11 protein-coding genes are annotated in these 17,258 nt (G+C 37.9%); 9 read left to right on the top strand and 2 right to left on the bottom strand.

Going from position 1 to position 17,258, the window contains the following annotated elements:
• Nucleotides 1-7 precede the first annotated feature (7 nt).
• The 3 genes from ACSVDH_RS22840 to ACSVDH_RS22830 all read left to right on the top strand — a co-directional run bounded on the left by ACSVDH_RS22840 (nt 8) and on the right by ACSVDH_RS22830 (nt 4,467).
• A complete protein-coding gene (locus ACSVDH_RS22840) occupies nt 8-2,014 on the top strand; it encodes a beta-galactosidase (protein WP_439251731.1) in 2,007 nt (668 codons plus the stop codon).
• 12 nt (nt 2,015-2,026) lie between these two features.
• Nucleotides 2,027-3,355, top strand: a complete 1,329-nt coding sequence (locus ACSVDH_RS22835) for a glycoside hydrolase family 30 protein (protein WP_439251732.1) — start codon at nt 2,027-2,029, stop codon at nt 3,353-3,355.
• Nucleotides 3,356-3,474: 119 nt separating this feature from the next.
• Nucleotides 3,475-4,467: an AraC family transcriptional regulator gene (locus ACSVDH_RS22830; RefSeq protein ID WP_439251733.1), complete on the top strand. Its 993-nt coding sequence runs from the start codon at nt 3,475-3,477 to the stop codon at nt 4,465-4,467.
• A gap of 98 nt (nt 4,468-4,565) precedes the next feature.
• On the opposite strand, the gene ACSVDH_RS22825 is transcribed toward ACSVDH_RS22830, so the two are convergent.
• Nucleotides 4,566-6,140, bottom strand: coding sequence for an alpha-L-rhamnosidase-related protein (locus ACSVDH_RS22825; protein WP_439251734.1), 1,575 nt, complete (start codon nt 6,138-6,140; stop codon nt 4,566-4,568).
• A gap of 33 nt (nt 6,141-6,173) precedes the next feature.
• On the bottom strand, nt 6,174-7,541 hold the full coding sequence (locus tag ACSVDH_RS22820; protein WP_439251735.1) for an MFS transporter: 1,368 nt from the start codon (nt 7,539-7,541) through the stop codon (nt 6,174-6,176).
• Nucleotides 7,542-7,856: 315 nt separating this feature from the next.
• On the opposite strand from ACSVDH_RS22820, the gene ACSVDH_RS22815 reads away from it, so the two are divergent.
• From ACSVDH_RS22815 to ACSVDH_RS22790, 6 genes are all read left to right on the top strand, one after another.
• The gene (locus ACSVDH_RS22815; RefSeq protein WP_439251736.1) at nt 7,857-9,647 is read left to right on the top strand and encodes a sensor histidine kinase; all 1,791 of its coding nucleotides are present in this window, start codon (nt 7,857-7,859) and stop codon (nt 9,645-9,647) included.
• A complete protein-coding gene (locus tag ACSVDH_RS22810; RefSeq protein ID WP_439251737.1) occupies nt 9,625-11,103 on the top strand; it encodes a response regulator in 1,479 nt (492 codons plus the stop codon). Before ACSVDH_RS22815 ends, ACSVDH_RS22810 begins: the two co-directional genes overlap by 23 nt.
• Before the next feature lie 185 nt (nt 11,104-11,288).
• On the top strand, nt 11,289-12,581 hold the full coding sequence (locus ACSVDH_RS22805) for an ABC transporter substrate-binding protein (RefSeq protein WP_439251738.1): 1,293 nt from the start codon (nt 11,289-11,291) through the stop codon (nt 12,579-12,581).
• A 62-nt stretch (nt 12,582-12,643) separates the two neighbouring features.
• Nucleotides 12,644-13,525, top strand: coding sequence for a carbohydrate ABC transporter permease (locus ACSVDH_RS22800; RefSeq protein WP_439251739.1), 882 nt, complete (start codon nt 12,644-12,646; stop codon nt 13,523-13,525).
• Between the two features lie 18 nt (nt 13,526-13,543).
• The gene (locus ACSVDH_RS22795; RefSeq protein WP_439251740.1) at nt 13,544-14,392 is read left to right on the top strand and encodes a carbohydrate ABC transporter permease; all 849 of its coding nucleotides are present in this window, start codon (nt 13,544-13,546) and stop codon (nt 14,390-14,392) included.
• A 43-nt stretch (nt 14,393-14,435) separates the two neighbouring features.
• Complete coding sequence (locus ACSVDH_RS22790; RefSeq protein WP_439251741.1) at nt 14,436-17,159, top strand: family 78 glycoside hydrolase catalytic domain; 2,724 nt, start codon at nt 14,436-14,438, stop codon at nt 17,157-17,159.
• The last annotated feature ends 99 nt before the right edge of the window (nt 17,160-17,258 follow it).

Here is a 17,258-nt window from a genome sequence, read left to right as displayed (position 1 = left end):
GAGAAAGTTGAAGCAATTACTATATGGTGTCGCTTATTATGACGAATATATGCCGCATGACCGGCTGGAAACCGATATCCAAATGATGAAGGATGCAGGAATCAATGTCGTCCGCATCGCTGAATCAACATGGAGTACCCATGAGCCGCAAAACGGAGTCTTTGATTTTACATCTGTTAATAGAGTACTAGATGCCATGCATAAAGCGGAAATTTCTGTTATTGTCGGCACTCCGACCTATGCGGTGCCGACTTGGATGGTAAAAGAACATCCAGACGTATTAGCTGTCACGAAGCAAGGCAAGGGAAAGTATGGCGCAAGACAAATTATGGATATTACAAATCCGACCTATTTATTTTATGCAGAGCGGATCATTCGAAAGCTGATGGAAAATGTGAAAGACCATCCAGCCATCATCGGTTATCAAATCGATAATGAAACGAAGCATTATGATACGAGCGGACCGAATGTCCAGCATCAATTTTTGAAGTATTTAAAAGAGAAATTTAAAACGACAGAAGCTTTAAATAAGGAGTTTGGACTTGCATATTGGAGCAATGATGTTCATGCTTGGGAGGATATGCCTTCGGTTGTTGGGACAATTAACGGCAGCTTAGGAGCAGAGTTTTCTAAGTTTCAGCGCAAGCTTGTGGATGATTTTCTCGCATGGCAGGTTGATATTGTCAAGGAATATCGCCGAGAAGGACAATTTATTACGCAAAACTTTGACTTTGAATGGCGAGGCTATTCATATGGAATTCAGCCGAACGTCAACCATTTTACTGCATCAGAACCATTTGATATTACCGGAGTGGATATTTATCATCCATCACAGGATGATTTAACAGGAATGGAAATTTCCTTTGGCGGGGATGTCGCTCGTTCAACGAAACAGCAAAATTATCTTGTCCTTGAAACAGAGGCACAAGCCTTTACGAATTGGACACCTTATCCAGGCCAGCTTCGCTTACAGGCTTTCAGTCATGTTGCCTCAGGTGCGAATATGGTTGCATACTGGCATTGGCATTCGATTCATAACTCTTTTGAAACGTATTGGAAAGGGCTTTTAAGTCACGATTTTCAGCCGAATCAGGTCTATAATGAAGCAAAAACAATTGGCGCTGATTTTAACCGTCTATCACCAAAACTCATAAACCTTAAGAAGAAGAATAAAACAGCGATTCTTGTAAGCAATGAAGCTTTGACAGGTGTTAGCTGGTTTAAATTTAATCAGAAATCTGAGTTGAATTACAACGATATCTTTCGATTAATCTACGATGAACTTTATAAATTAAATGTAGAGTGTGACATCATCAACCCGGATACCGAGAACTTAAACGATTATGCAATGATCATTGTTCCTTGTTTATATGTCGCTTCAGACCAATTGCTTGATCGTTTAAATCAATATGTAGAAAATGGCGGTCATGCCATCTTTACCTTTAAATCTGGATTTACGAACGAACATATCAAGGTGCGAACATCTGCTCAGCCAGGAATCATTGAAAAGGCTTGTGGTGTGCAATACCAGATGTTTGTGGAGCCAAAGAATGTTAAGCTTTTGGGCAATCCATATGGAGTTGAGGAAACTCATAATCATATTCACACATGGATGGAACTGCTGACACCTACAACAGCAGAAGTATTGGCTACATATGATCATCCTGCATGGGGGGAATATGCAGCCATTACTGGTAATGAGTATGGAAAAGGATTTGCGACTTATATTGGCTGTATTGTATCTCCAGAATTGATGTCTGCGATTCTTGCTCAAGCCCTTAAACGGGCGGGTATTTGGAATTCAGAACAAGAGATCAGCTTTCCGCTGATTGTGAAGAGCGGAGTGAATGAACAAAGTAAAACGATAAAGTTTATCTTTAACTATTCAGCTGAATCACAAGAGTTAATGTATCCGTTTAAAGATGCTGTTGAATTATTATCTAATAAACTATTTAAACAGGGTGAAACCATCTTATTAAAGCCTTGGTCATTTATGATTTTTGAAGTGAAGTAGAGGAGAGGGAACATGGGAACAAGTTGGATTTCAACAACAAAAGAACAACTCTGGAAAGAACAACGTCCAGTGCCTTCTTCTGCAGGGGCAACGCCAAATTTACTTGTAACAAATGAAACAAAACGCGTTATTGATGGATTTGGCGGCTGTTTTAATGAACTTGGCTTTGAAGCGCTAAGCCACTTGTCAGAAGAAGATCGCAACAAAGTATTTGATGCGCTATTTTTGCCAGAGGGCGAGTGTCAATTCTCAATCTGCCGCCTGCCAATTGGGGCCAGTGACTATGCGCTTGAATGGTATAGTCATAATGAAACACCTGAAGATTATGAGATGAACTATTTTAGCATTGAGCGCGATAAAAAATATTTAATTCCATATATCAAGGAGGCTTTAAAACGTAATCCGGAGTTAAAGCTATTTGCCTCTCCTTGGAGCCCGCCAACATGGATGAAATATCCGAAAGCATACAATTACGGAACACTTCGCTGGAAAGCGAAAGTGCTTGAAGCATATGCCCTTTATTTTGTTAAATTTGTTCAAGCCTATAAAGAAGAAGGAATTATCATTCATCAAATCCATGTTCAAAATGAAGTTGTGGCGGATCAGAAATTTCCTTCATGTCTTTGGACAGGGGAGCAGCTTCGCGAATTTATTGCTGATTATTTAGGACCAGCCTTTGAAAAACATGGGATTGATGCTGAAATATGGCTAGGAACGATTAACGCACCTGAACCATGGGAAGAGTTGATGAAAGGAACAACATCGGATTATGATGCGTATGCAAATACGGTGTTAAGTGATCCAAAGGCTTACCGCTATATAAAAGGTGTCGGTTACCAATGGGCAGGCAAAATTGCGATTCAACGTACAGTACAAAGCTATCCTGAATTAAAATATATGCAAACCGAGAACGAATGTGGAAACGGTGAAAATACATGGGCATATGCTCATTATGTTCATAATCTGTTTCGCCATTACTTTGTAAACGGAGCGAATGCTTATATTTATTGGAATATGGTCTTAGAACCTAAAGGCAGAAGTACATGGGGATGGGAACAAAACTCCATGATGACAGTAGATCCTGAAACAAAACACACGATTTACAATCCGGAATATTACGTGATGAAGCACTTTTCTCATTTTGTCAAACAAGGCGCAGTTCGGCTTGAAACAGTTGGTCCATGGACAGGGAATACAACGGCTTTTCTAAATCCCGACGGATCGAAAGTGCTTGTTGTTGCAAATCCGTTCAAGGATGCACGTGAACTGACAATTGAAGAAAATGGAGAAGTTTATTCGTTTAAATTAGAAGCCGAATCTTTTCATACAATTGTGTTATAAGGGAATCTTTAGGCGCCATTCGATTTTTTATGTGATTTCGTCTTCAATTTTGAAAGGTAACTGAAATTCAATTAAAATGAAAGAAAAGTAATCAGTTTCTATTGTTCAGGAGAATGAAGATGAATCACCAACAATTAGATCAATTCTTGCGCAAGCTGGATGATATTGAAAAAATTCAAATCATCACCCATGAAAATGTAAATGATTATGATGGGAATGAGCTGATCATTGAAGATGACAGCTCTATTCCGCGTTTACAGGAAAAGTATTTTTTTGATAAAGGGTCTGTCTATATTAGCAAGCACCATCGTTTTGCCGATATGCCCCTGCATATGCACACCTTTATTGAAATGAATTATGTGTATTCAGGGGAATGCCGGCAGCTTTTAAATGGGAAAGAAGTAAAATTGACTCAAGGGCAGATTTGCTTGCTAGATAAGGATGTTCCGCACTGCATCCCTGAATTGGGGGAAAATGATATATTGGTTAATATCATTATGAAAAAAGAGACATTTTCAACTGCCTTTTTAGGACAGTTGAGCAATAAGGGCATTGTTTCGAGCTTTTTGGCGAATGCTGTTTCAGAGAATCAGCGTCATGACAGGTATATACTATTCCATACTGAAAATCATGAAAACTTGCAATTGATTATTCGGAATATGCTTTGCGAGTATTTTGATCCGCAGGACTACTCGATGGAATTGGTGAGCTATTATATGCCAATCCTCTTTACTGAGCTTATGCGTGTTTACACATTAGATAAAAACTTTGAACTTGCGAAATCATCAGGAAAGACAAATATCATTGAAATACTGCAGTATATTGAGGAGCATTATAAGGATTGTACATTAACAAGTTTAGCAGAAACCTTTAATTTCAATGCAAATTACCTAGGAAATATGCTAAAGGAACGAACAGGTAAAACATTTCTTGAACTTGTGCAAACACAAAGAATGATTAATGCTGAAAGCCTACTAACAAATACTGATAAAAGTATCGATGAAATTGCTTTTCAAGTCGGCTATGACAGCCTTAGCTTCTTTTACCGAAAGTTCAAAGAGCTTTACGGAGAAACGCCGAGTCGATATCGGAAAAATAAAAGGACTGTCTAAATACGGGGGCAGTCCCAGGTATTTTTTACGCGAATTAAAAGGGACAGTCCCAAAAATCGTACTATTTGGGACTGTCCCTTATATTGAAATTGATAAATCTATAAAGCATACTTACGTATTAAATACGTAGGAGTACAGCTCCAAGCATGGCAGTAACTATTGATTAGATAGCTTCCGTACGGTGAAAAGCTCTTATTGGCGGGATCGTATAATTCCCAGAATGTATCAGCGCCATCCTTGATCATTTCCCCCCAGTAAGCCTTCATCTGCTCGATGGCTTGTTCTTTTTCACCAACTAGTATGAGTGCTTCCACAAGATAATGATACATATAAGGTGTTGTCAGCCCAACTTCAGGCTTTTTGGCTAACAAGTGATTCATAATCTTACGGTTAGCTTCAGGTGCCGACACTTCCGCATGAACCATCCAGATTTGGCTTGCCCAGGAAACTTGGCGATCTGAGCCGCTTACGAAAAATCCGAGGTCTTCATCCCAAAGATGTTCCTTTGTCGCATCAATCACTGCTTGCAGCTGTTTTTCTAAATACGCTTGCTTATCGCTCTTCAGAAGAGCTGCCATTTTTATTGTTCTTCTTAAAGTATAAATTAAGATTGCTTGTGAAGGAGCTTGCTTATTTAGTTTTTCATTCCAATCAATAAATGACCACCATGTTTCATCATCCTTGACAATTCCTCGCTCATCTAATCGTTCAAGTGCAATCTCAACCTGTCTGTATGCCAGCGGCCACAATTCTGCCAGTGTTTCGTAATCATTCGTTGCTTCAACATAATCGAATAAAGACGTTGTAAATAATAAGGAATAATCAAATAAATACGTGTCATCTGCGATTAGAGAAGGGGCGATAAATAAGTTTGCTGCCACTCTTCCCTTGTCATCAGGTACGCCGGCAAATAAATACAAGCATCTTTTCACTAAATCATTTGCTTGAAAGGTCTCATAATTCGCAAGGGCCTGCAAGCGTAAATCACCAACCCATAAACGGCGATCACGTTTTGGTCCGTCCTCGAAGACCTCTTGCATACAATCCTGCAAAGTTTTGATGCTTACTTTGTCAATTTCCTTTAGCATTGCATCTTCATGAGCTAATTCTTTTACAAGTGAAGCATCACCAGAAGTAACAGTTATACACTCGACATTATCAAATGCTACACGATATTTTTTGGATGTATCAAGAACCTCAACTTTTAAATAGCGGAAGCTGTAACGTCGCGGCAATTCAATTACTCCTGGCAACACATCAACATGCAGCGTTTCCTCCTGCAGCCAGGATGAGCTGATCCATCCGTTATATTCAGAAAAAGGCTCAGCCATTTCAACGGGCATTTCTCCGAATGTCAATTTCAGGTGAAGTGGAGCATCAGGCGGACTTCCTACTGGACTTACCTTCATGGAAAGATACCCAACAAGATGTGTACCAAAATCCAAAATGAATTGACCTCCTTTCCCATAATCGTAGTTTGATAGGTGATCTGCTGATTCAATCACTTCTGTTCCCCAGCCATGAATTTTAGCGGGATTTTCCTCTATTTTTATGAGGCTTTGTGGACGGACTGTTTCTTTTAAAAATTCAGGCATTAATCGTTCAGCTTTTGAGATAAATGTTTCATTTCGTACGATGACTTGATCGGCAACTTTTTGAATTTTTTCGGACATGACAATTTCCACCTATCCTTTGCTAGTTTCATATTATGCTAATTTTGAATGGTCAAATGTTCCATTATCTTCTTTATTTCGTGCATCAATTTCTGCACGGATTTTTGGATACAATTTATCCAAATTATAAAAACACATAATAATCATTGAAATCACGACCATACCTGCTGGAATGATTAAATAGTTCATTTTAATGGCAAATAAAGCAGAAGCAGTTTGCGTTTGATTTGGAACATAATTTCCCCAACTTAAAAATAATCCGGAAAGAGCTCCGGCTGCTGCTAACGCAACTTTGCCAATAAATCCGTTTAAGGCCATCATGATGCCGGCTGCACTTATTCCTGTTTTCCATTCGCCAAAATCTACGGGATCTGCTTGCATTGAAAAATAAATACTTTGTTTTACTCCAAAACCTAATGCTGTAATGACAGCACCAATCATTAATCCTGTAACGTTTACATTTGCGATGATCATCATGATGATGCCTGCAAGATTAATAGTACTTGAAATCATAAACAAGGTGCGTTTATACATTTTACTTGCAAGAAAAGGTGTGAAAAATGTTCCAATGATTGGAACGAAGGCTCCAATACTAGCTACTACTGAAGCTAATTCTGGCTGCCCAACATTATAAGTGTAATAATAAATTAATGCTCCCTGCATAAAGAAATGAGATCCAAACATAAACACAATATTTAATGCGAAAATCAACCAAGGCTTATTCCCTTTTAACGTTGAAAATGCTTGTTTTACAGTTACCTTTTCCTGACGCAATTTTACCTTTTCCTCAACGTTTTTAAAGGTTACGAAGAATAACAATGTTGCAATGATTGCGAAAATCACCATCGTCCACAAGAATCCTTGAGCTTGAGAGCCATTTCCTAAAGCATTAACTAAAGGAAGGGTAATGGCACTAACTGCAGTAGCTCCAATAAAGGAGAAGATCATTCTAACGGTAGCAAGATTCGTACGCTCCTGTTCATTACTTGTTAAGCTCGGCAGAATTGATGCCAACGGAACATTTACCATTGTATAAGCAGTGGATAAGCCGATATAGGTGATATATGCATAAATGAGTTTGCCAACAGGTCCTATATCTGGAACATAAAAGGCTAAAATGGCGAGCAAACCAAATGGTATCGCTCCCAATAAAAAGTAAGGTCTGGATTTTCCCCAGCGTGTATTCGTTTTATCAATGATAACCCCCATAATGATATCAGTAATCCCATCGACGATTCTTGTCACAAGGAACAGCATGCTGACTTGAACAAGAGCAAGTCCCATAACATCTGTATAGAAATACATCAGATAAAGCGTTATCATTTGCCATATTAAATTACAGGATAAATCGGCAACGCCATAGCCCAAACGTTGGCGCCATAAACCAGTATTGTGATTCATATCATTTCCTCCATTTTTTTAACACTAAATTTATCAAAAGATCTTTGTAAAATAGCTTAGTTCTATTAAAGCGATTTCTGAATGCGTAAACAATGATTGTTTTACAGGAAAAGTTGTCCGTTTTACAGGTGGGAAATATAGTTATTAGTTTTTGTTATTCTTTTCTATTTCTTTTTTTATTTTTGTTTTATATCATATAGTAAATTAATATTTTTATTCGTTCGGTTTTGAAAAAGATAGATCACTAGGGTTTTTAAATTATTTTTAATATCGCTAGAGTTTTCGAACATCCTAGCAAAGAAAGCAGGTTCTAGTATGATCAAGCATTTTCATAAGTTTGCATCTCGCTTTCGGTTTCGAAAAATTCGCAGTCGCTTTCTCGCTGTAATGATTGCTTTATCAGTTCCCCCGATCTTTATCGTAGGGGTTTTGTCTTATCACATTTCGAAAGAGACATTAATAGAAAATCATCTCCAGGCAAATGAAAATCATTTAAAAACGACGAGCGAAAGAGCAGATTTATTGTTGCGCAATGTCATTAATATGGAAAGAATTATCCTATCAAATAAAGATTTACGTCAGCAATTAATTGAAAGCGGATCCATTTCAGATCAGGAACAGGAGGCGCTTAAACTTAGCACATCCAGCCGTTTGCAGCAGATTATGTCAGATTATGCAACTGAGCAGAAATACATTGATTCTGTCTGCTTGTTTGATAATTATTTTCGAGCTGTCTGTTATGGGCGATCTGACAATGCGGGACGTTACGAAAGTGAAAATAAGCGAATAGGGATTAAAGAAAGTGACTGGTATAAAAAAGCTGTCCAAGCTCAGGGGAAAGAAATCTTTTTTGCTAATAATGTACTAGAGGACTTAGACTGGAACAAAACGTTTTCTTCTGTGAAATTATTAAGAAATCCAGCTTCAAAGGATTTTGAAACAATCGGACTATTAATTGTAAATATTAATAAATCGATGTTTTCCGAAATGATGAACGAGACGAAGAATAATGAATATTTAATTTTAGATGCTTCTAATAATGAAACGAATACAGTATACGCTTCAAATTCACATTATTATGATGAGAATTCAAAAAACGACTTATCGGAAATTTTTAAACAAAAAGAAGAGGATGGTTATGTCGTAAGCAGTTATGAAAATGAAACAACTGGTTGGTCGTTTGGTTATTTTATTGAAGAACAGGAATTGTTAAAACAACCTCACCAAATTCGAGCCGTTACAAACTTAATTGCAGCACTCATTGCGATTAGTGCCGTCATCTTTTCGGTCATTTTATCTGATACCATTACCCGCCCTTTGCAAAGAATTAAAAAAATGATGGTGTTATGGGCCAAAGGATCAAGTGAATTTAAAGAGACATTTCATGATGATGAAGTTGGGGCTATTGGTGAAACCTTTAAACGAATGACAGCAGAAAATAAAGACCTCAGCGAGAGGCTTATTCGTTCACAATTAAAAGAAAGAGAGACTGAGCTTAGAGTATTACAGGCGCAAATCAATCCTCATTTCCTCTATAACACATTAGACTCAATTTATTGGATGGCGATGATTCACAATCATGAAGATATTGGAAAAATGGCCGTTTCTCTATCTGAAAGCTTTAAAATTAGTTTGAATAAAGGGAAAGAGCTTATTCCGCTTCATCAGGAATTGAAGCATATTGAGCATTACATGACAATTCAAAATATTCGATTTGGCAATCGGTTTACCTATATTCAAGAAGTTGATCCTGATCTATTGGATCAGGAAATCTTAAAGCTTTTGCTGCAGCCTCTCGTCGAAAATGCCATTTACCATGGGCTGGAGCCCAAAGTTGGAGAAGGAACGATACGATTAACAGCCAGTCGTCTTGAATCAGGCTACATTCTTTTTATTGTCGAAGATGATGGGGTAGGAATAAAGGACATAGCATTAACTGAAAAGGGCTATGGATTAGGAAATGTACGTGAGCGTTTGAAAATTTATTACGGATCAACTAGTTCATTGACGATTAAGAGTGAGGTAAACAAAGGGACAAAAATTGAAATTCGCTTTAATCCTAACGAAGGGAGATGGATGGGAGATGTTGAAAGTCGCAATTTTTGATGATGAATTTATTGTCATTGAAGGCTTAAAAAAAATGATTGATTGGTCTAAATACGGAATGGAGCTTGTTGGTACTGCGAAAGATGGAAATACAGCGTTATCCATTTTTCATTCACAACGACCAGATATAATTTTTACTGATATTCGTATGCCAGGTCTAGATGGTCTTCAGTTAATTGGCAAAATCTTATCAGAAGCTCCGGAAACGAAATGTATCGTTTTTAGCGGATTTAATGAATTTGAATATGTAAAACAAGCGATAAAATTGGGGGTTATCGATTATTTACAAAAGCCGATTACGATCCCAATGGTTGAGGAGGCTTTGGAGAAAATTACCCATCGAATTACTAAAGAAAATGAAGTGTTGGAGCTACGTTCTAGATGGCACGAAAGCCAGGAGGAATTGTTACAGAAGGCTACGTTAGATTTATTACTAGAAGGAAAGGAGGCTGAATCCAAGTGGCAGGAATGCTTTGGAACAGCAGAGGCAAAAAAAATAATGGGTGTTACGGTTCTTGCCTATTCAGGTGATCGCTCACTGTTACAATCGAATGCTATGTTCAGTGTTGTTCCGGTTTGGAATGGCACCACACAACTACTGGTGTTATTTCATTATGAAAATAATCTTGAGACGGTTGCGGAACAATTACTGGCTTGGACTGAACAGGAAGAAGTTACAATTGGTTCTGGTAACACTTATCCTGCTATCAAAGATGCAAAGAAAAGTTATCGGGAAGCGCTACATGCATTAAGATATGGCCGTTTTTTGGAAAGTAAGGGTTGGACAAGATTTGAAGACGTAGGGAAAAACAATAAAATTCCTGAGGATTTATCAGCACAAGAGGAAGCCGTTTTGTATTATATGCGCACGGGAAATAAAAAAAGTCTGCTTGGCCAGCTGGATATTTATATTCAATGGCTTGATTCACAAAAACTCAATCCGGACATGACTGAAAGTGAATGTTTAAAGCTTGTTTATCTCGGCTTAGAAGTTGTAAAAGAAACAGGTGAGGATATTAAATTAATAGGTTACTACCCGCAAAGGGAAATCCGAGAATTAAACACAAGGGAAGAGATGACGAATTGGTTATTTTGCCAAATGGAAAAGATGATTGATTTAATCATCACATCTAAAATCTCAAATAAACACAAGGCTGTTGAAAAAGCTAGAGAATATATTGAGAAGAATTATGATCAAGATATAACTTTGCAAGAGGTCGCTGAACTTGTAGGAATGAATCCTAACTATTTTAGCGTCTTGTTTAAAGAAGAAATGGGTCTTACGTATATTAAATATTTAACGAAGTACAGAATGGAACAAGCAAAGATCATGCTGAAAGCAGGACAAAAAATTTCTGAGGTGAGTGAGAAAGTAGGGTATCTTACGTATCGGCATTTTTCAGAAGTGTTCAAAAAATATACTGGCATGACGCCAGGGCAGTTTAAAGAGTCATAGAAATTATTCTTATTAAATGTTCGTTCATAGCGGCAAACAGGAAAACTGTTTGCTCTTTTTTTTGATAATCTGAATAAAACGGACATCACCTGAAAAATGAAGCGCTTACAATAGGTTTTTATTTTATATAGAATTTAGTTAAGGATATACATCCTAAATAAACACATAAAAAGGGGCGTTGTTTGATGAAAAAGGTATTTTTATTATTATTATTATCGATTGTCATGATTTTCGCTGTTGTCGGTTGCGGTGGAAATAATGATTCAAGTTCTTCGGGTGGGGGAGAAGAAGGCAATAACACAATGAAATTTATCTCAGAAGATACGGCTGATGAATCAGATGCAAGTATCCTCATGGGACTTACTGAAGAAAAAACAGATGCAAGCATTGAACTAGAGACTGTTTTACGAACGAATTTAATGCAAAAAATTCAGCTATTAACAGCTAGTAATGATCTTCCTGAATTATTCAAATATGAGTCTAACCAGCTGGGAGATATGATAGATAACGATCAATTGCTTGATTTGGAAAAGACATTTAAAGATCTGGGCATTTATGAAAAGTTAAATCCAGGAGCAGTTGATTTGTTGAAAAACCTTAGCGGTGACCGGGGTCTTTATGCGTTGCCTGTTGAATTAAATATTGAAGGTTTTTGGTATAACAGGAAATTGTTTGAAGAAAACAATTTGGAAGTCCCAACGACTTGGGATGAAATGATGGCTGTAAGTAAAGTCTTTATGGAAAAAGGAATCCAGCCTTTTGCTGTAGCGGGTAAAGAAAAATTCCCGATCACACGTTTAATCAATGGCTATGTCATCCGTTTATATGGAGCGGATGCAATGAAGCAAGTAAAAGAGGGGAAATTGAGTGTTACGGATGAAGGATTTGTTGAAGCAGCTAAAATGGTACAAGAAATGAATGCAAAAGGGTATTTTGGCGAAGGTGTAAATACAATTGATTATGATACAGCAAGCAATACATTCCTTCAAGGAAATGCAGCTATGTATTATATGGGAAGCTGGGCTTTAAATGAGTTTAATGATGAAAATTTAAATAAAATTGGCATCGACAATATTGGCTTTTTTAATATTCCGCTTGTTGAAGGAGGAAAAGGGACGATCAATGATTACTCAATGAATGCGGGCTTAACGCTTTCATTCTCTAAAGCAAAATATAATGAAGAAGTTGGAAACTGGATGAAGGAAGTATTCTCAATCTATGGCGAAAAAGCAATCTCAGAACGCGGTTTAATTTCCGGCTTTAAGGTTGAAAACATGCCTGAAGATGTAAGCCCTTTAACAAAAATGACATTAGAGAAAATCGAAGAGGTCGAAAATAGTGCCCTTTGGTTCGAAGGTTATTTTGATCCAAAAACAAAAACGGTTGCAGAAGATGGTGCACAAAATTTACTCAATGATGGAGTTACTCCTGAAGAGTATATGAGCAGCATAGAGAATTCTTTAGAAAGCGGTAAATAAGCTTTGGAAGGTCCGAATACCGGGCCTTTCTGTTACCTTAATGCTGTAAGGAGTGAAAATTCATGGAGAAAATCTTAAAAGACCCTAAAGCCATTCTGATTTTTGTTGGACCGGCTTTATTAATTTATACGGCGATACTCTTAATTCCAACAGTATGGTCTACTGTGTATACATTTTATTCAGGCTCACTTATTAGCGGGTTTGAATTTGTCGGGTTAGAAAATTACCTTACTTTATTTAAAGACAAGGATTTCTTGTCAAGCTTGTGGATCACACTTAAATATACGATTTTCGTTTCAGCGGGACAGATTATTTTAGGTTTAGGTCTTGCCTTACTGTTTGCATTCTATATTAAGCGTTATTCTACACTGATTCGAACGCTTATCTTTTTCCCGGTTGTTCTTCCTGCTGTAGCGGTATCGCAATTGTTCGCAAAACTCTTTGAAATTGCCCCTCAAATGGGACTGGTAAATAGTTTACTTAATTTCTTAAACTTAGATATGTTTGTTCAGCCTTGGCTTGGTCAAGGAGATACAGCGTTTTGGGTACTTGTGATCATGGATATTTGGAAAGCAATTGGTTTTTATGCAGTTATTCTTTTTGCCGGTTTAGTAGATATACCTGAGGATGTTCTAGAAGCGGCCAAATTGGATGGGGCAAAAGGCTGGAAACTGATGCAATTTGTTGTGCTTCCGTTATTAAAACCTGTTTTAATTTCATCGATTATTTTTAGCTTAAACGGAACATTAAAAGTGTTTGAGTCAGCCGTTGCTTTAACAAATGGCGGACCAGGTAACAGCACAACGACTTTATCCATTTATATGTATAACAATGCCTTTACGTATAACCAATATGGATATGGAAGTACTGTAGCGGTATTTTTATTAATCTTTTCTCTTCTGATCACATTAATTGTTTACAAAATTGCTAGAAATGATGCATAACAACAAGGAGGGAATAACGTGAATCATTTAACCGGAAAATCTAATAGTGTTGGTATGCTAATTGGGAAATTAGTCATCCTTCTTTTATTAATAGTAGAAGTTTATCCTATTTTGTGGTTATTACTCTCTTCATTTAAAGCACCAGATGAATTTTCTGAAAATCCAATGTACGCCTTACCGGAGGGTCTGCATTGGCAGAACTTCACAGATGCATGGAATATAGGGAATATGGGCACTTACTTTCAAAATAGTATTCTAGCGACTTTTCCATCACTGTTTTTAATTATCTTTTTAGGAGCGGGGGCTGCCTTTGCGATTGAGAAAATGAGATGGAAATGGAGTAAAGGTGTCATGCTGTTGTTTACAGCAGGCATTATGGTACCAGTACAAATTGTCCTTCTGCCTTTATTTACAATCTTCTTTAAGACAGGTCTATTAAATAATTTTTGGTCGCTTATTTTAGTATATACAACGTTTGGTTTACCACTAACAATCTTAATGTTTTCCAGCTATTTCAAAGCATTGCCGAATGAAGTGATTGAATCGGCTGTTATGGATGGGGCAAATATTTATCAAATCTTCTTTAAAATTGCCATACCAATTGTATCAAATGCAATTGTCACAGTCGCTTTAGTTCAGTTCTTCTTTGTTTGGAATGACTTAATTTTCGCAATGACCTTTATTAGTGATACAGAACTTAGAACATTACAGACAGGTTTAATTTCATTTACTGGAGAATATGGCCAAAAACAATGGGGGCCGATTTTTGCCTCAATCTCTCTAGCTGTCGTTCCAACCCTGCTTTTATACTTGTTCCTAAATAAACTGGTGATGAAAGGGATGACAAGCGGAGCTGTTAAAGGATAACGTAACGAATAACTACGATAAAAATCATGGGGGGGAGTAGATGATGAATCATTTAAAAGTAAAAGAAACGAAGTGTGAATACAGAAAAAATCCGCTTGGATTGGATGTTCCAAACCCAAGGATTAGTTGGACAATTGACGCTGATCGCCGCGGAACGCTTCAACAAGCTTATCGATTACAGGTTTTCCTTTCAAAAGATGAGTTAGAAAACACGTTTTGGGATACAGGCAAAATAGATTCCGAGCAATCGATTCATATCGAATACAATGGACCGAAATTAACTTCCAGAACTAGATATTACTATCGGGTGAAGATTTGGGATAACTTTGGTCAAGAGTCTGATTGGAGTGAACTGGCCTGGTGGGAAACGGCACTCTTACAGTCGAGTGAATGGCAAGCAAAGTGGATTACACCGAACCCTGATGAGTTAGACCCGTTGATGGAACAAGTATTTCTCCTAAGAAAACAGTTTGAGCTAAAAGAAGGCGTAGAGTCAGCGCGAATTTATGCAACAAGTGCTGGTCTATATGAATTGTCATTAAACGGGAAAAGAGTTGGTGACGAGCTGTTGACACCTGGATGGACAAGCTATGACCACCGACTTCAATACCAAACCTATGACGTCACTGAACAGCTTTTACAAGGGACAAATGCACTGGGCATTGCTTTGGCGGACGGATGGTATAAAGGAGATTTAACGTGGCTTGATAAACGTCATATATATGGAGACCGTCGTGCGGCATTGCTCCAGCTTCATGTTCGCTATGAAGATGGTACAGAGGAAATGATCGGAACCAACTCAACATGGAAGGCCTCAACTGGACCGATTTTAATGTCGGAAATCTACCATGGTGAAGTTTATGATGCCCGTTTAGAAAAAAGTGGTTGGGACAGTGCTTACTATGATGATACAAATTGGAAAGGTGTAGTCATTTACAACTTACCAATGGATCATCTAGTTGCTCAGGAGAATTGGCCTTCACGAGTAACTGAACAAATTTACCCTGTATCAATAATCGTTACTCCTGCTGGAGATACAGTGTTAGATATGGGACAGAATATGGTGGGGCGAATTAGATTAAAAGTAACCGCACCAAAAGGAACTAGAATTGTCTTGCAGCATGCTGAGGTGCTTGATAAGGAAGGGAATATTTATTTTGGCAATCTTCGAAAAGCAAAGCAAACAGTAGAATATATTACAAAAGGAGAAGGATCGGAGGAGTATGCCCCTTATTTTACATTCCAAGGCTTTCGATATGTTAAAGTTGAGGGATATCCGAACCAAGAAAAGGGTCTGCCACTTGAAAATTTTATTGGTGAAGTGATCCATTCAGATATGGAACCTACAGGAGAATTTGAATGCTCGAACCAAATGGTAAACCAGCTTCAACAAAATATCGTTTGGGGGCAAAGAGGAAATTTCGTAGACGTACCGACAGATTGTCCACAGCGGGACGAGAGGTTGGGTTGGACAGGGGATGCTCAAGTGTTTATTAGAACGGCTTTGTTCAACTACCAAGGAGGTCCATTTTTTACAAAATGGTTAAGAGATTTAAAGGCTGATCAAAGGTCTAATGGCTCCGTTCCTTTTGTGGTTCCAAATGCGCTGAAGGATTATGTATCGTCAATGTGGGGAGATGAGACGTATACATCATCTGCCTGGGGAGACGCAGCAACTGTGTGTCCGTGGACTTTATACCTGTGTTATGGTGATAGACGAATTCTTTCCGAACAATATGAAAGCATGAAAGCATGGGTAGAATTTATTCGCTCGCAAGGAGAGAATGAATATTTATGGGATACTGGCTTTCACTTTGGGGATTGGCTTGCTCTTGATGCCGAAGAGGATAGCTATTTTGGCGCAACTCCTGTTCATTTGGTTGCAACAGCTTATTATGCTCTCTCTACTCGGATTCTTCGTGATATAGCAGCTGTCCTAGAAAAGAATGAGGATTTTACTGATTATAGTGAGCTGTTAGTTGGCATTATTGCCAAATTTAATCAGACATTTATTTCAGCTGACAATCACATGATTGCCCAAACTCAAACGGCGAACATTCTGCCGCTAATGTTTGATTTAGTAGGGGGAGATGTTAGAAAGCAAATCGCCCATGACCTCAACGAGCTTATTGTCAAAAATGACTATCATCTGACAACTGGTTTCGTTGGTACCCCTTACCTATGCATCGCTTTATCTGAAAATGGCTATCATGACACTGCTGTAAAGCTGCTGCTTCAGGAAACCTATCCTTCCTGGTTGTACTCGATTAAAAAGGGCGCAACAACCATATGGGAGCATTGGGATGGCATTAAAGAAGACGGTTCATTCTGGAGCGATGATATGAACTCATTTAACCATTACGCCTATGGTGCTATTGGAGATTGGATGTACCGCTTTGTTGCAGGATTAGACCTGGATGAAGCAAAGCCAGCTTATAAACATATTCGTATTCACCCAAGAATCAATGGTGGAGAAATGACTTTTGTCCGTGTTAAGCACAATTCCATGTATGGCCAAATTGTATCAGCATGGAGCCTTTCAGACGAAAACATAACGATTGAAGTAAACGTTCCAGCTAACACAAAAGCAACAATCATCTTACCATTTGCTCAACTAAAGAGTGTGAAAGAAAGTGGTGTATTACTGCCGGATGTAGAGGGTGTTTCAAATGTAAACCAAATAGAAGAAGGTGTCTCGCTGGAAGCTGGTTCTGGCACGTATCGATTTGTCTATCAAAACGAGCTTATCTTGAATAGTAAAAAATGAACAGAAAAAGCATTATGAAGCAATAAAAAAGTCAGCAGAAGCTGGCTTTTTTATTTTATAACCTAGTATTTTATTTAGAGGAAACATACCTCACCATTC

The sequence above is a fragment of the Metabacillus sp. Hm71 genome (assembly GCF_051842955.2).
Lineage (GTDB): Bacteria > Bacillota > Bacilli > Bacillales > Bacillaceae > Metabacillus.
Note: the sequence above shows the minus strand (reverse complement) of the source record. Positions and strands in the feature narration are given on the sequence as shown.

Coding starts and splice junctions, on each gene's coding strand:
- ACSVDH_RS22805 (WP_439251738.1), top strand. CDS start 11,289: ATGAAAAAGGTATTTTTATTATTATTATTATCGATTGTCATGATTTTC.
- ACSVDH_RS22820 (WP_439251735.1), bottom strand. CDS start 7,541: ATGAATCACAATACTGGTTTATGGCGCCAACGTTTGGGCTATGGCGTT.
- ACSVDH_RS22815 (WP_439251736.1), top strand. CDS start 7,857: ATGATCAAGCATTTTCATAAGTTTGCATCTCGCTTTCGGTTTCGAAAA.
- ACSVDH_RS22790 (WP_439251741.1), top strand. CDS start 14,436: ATGAATCATTTAAAAGTAAAAGAAACGAAGTGTGAATACAGAAAAAAT.
- ACSVDH_RS22825 (WP_439251734.1), bottom strand. CDS start 6,140: ATGTCCGAAAAAATTCAAAAAGTTGCCGATCAAGTCATCGTACGAAAT.
- ACSVDH_RS22830 (WP_439251733.1), top strand. CDS start 3,475: ATGAATCACCAACAATTAGATCAATTCTTGCGCAAGCTGGATGATATT.
- ACSVDH_RS22810 (WP_439251737.1), top strand. CDS start 9,625: ATGTTGAAAGTCGCAATTTTTGATGATGAATTTATTGTCATTGAAGGC.
- ACSVDH_RS22835 (WP_439251732.1), top strand. CDS start 2,027: ATGGGAACAAGTTGGATTTCAACAACAAAAGAACAACTCTGGAAAGAA.
- ACSVDH_RS22800 (WP_439251739.1), top strand. CDS start 12,644: ATGGAGAAAATCTTAAAAGACCCTAAAGCCATTCTGATTTTTGTTGGA.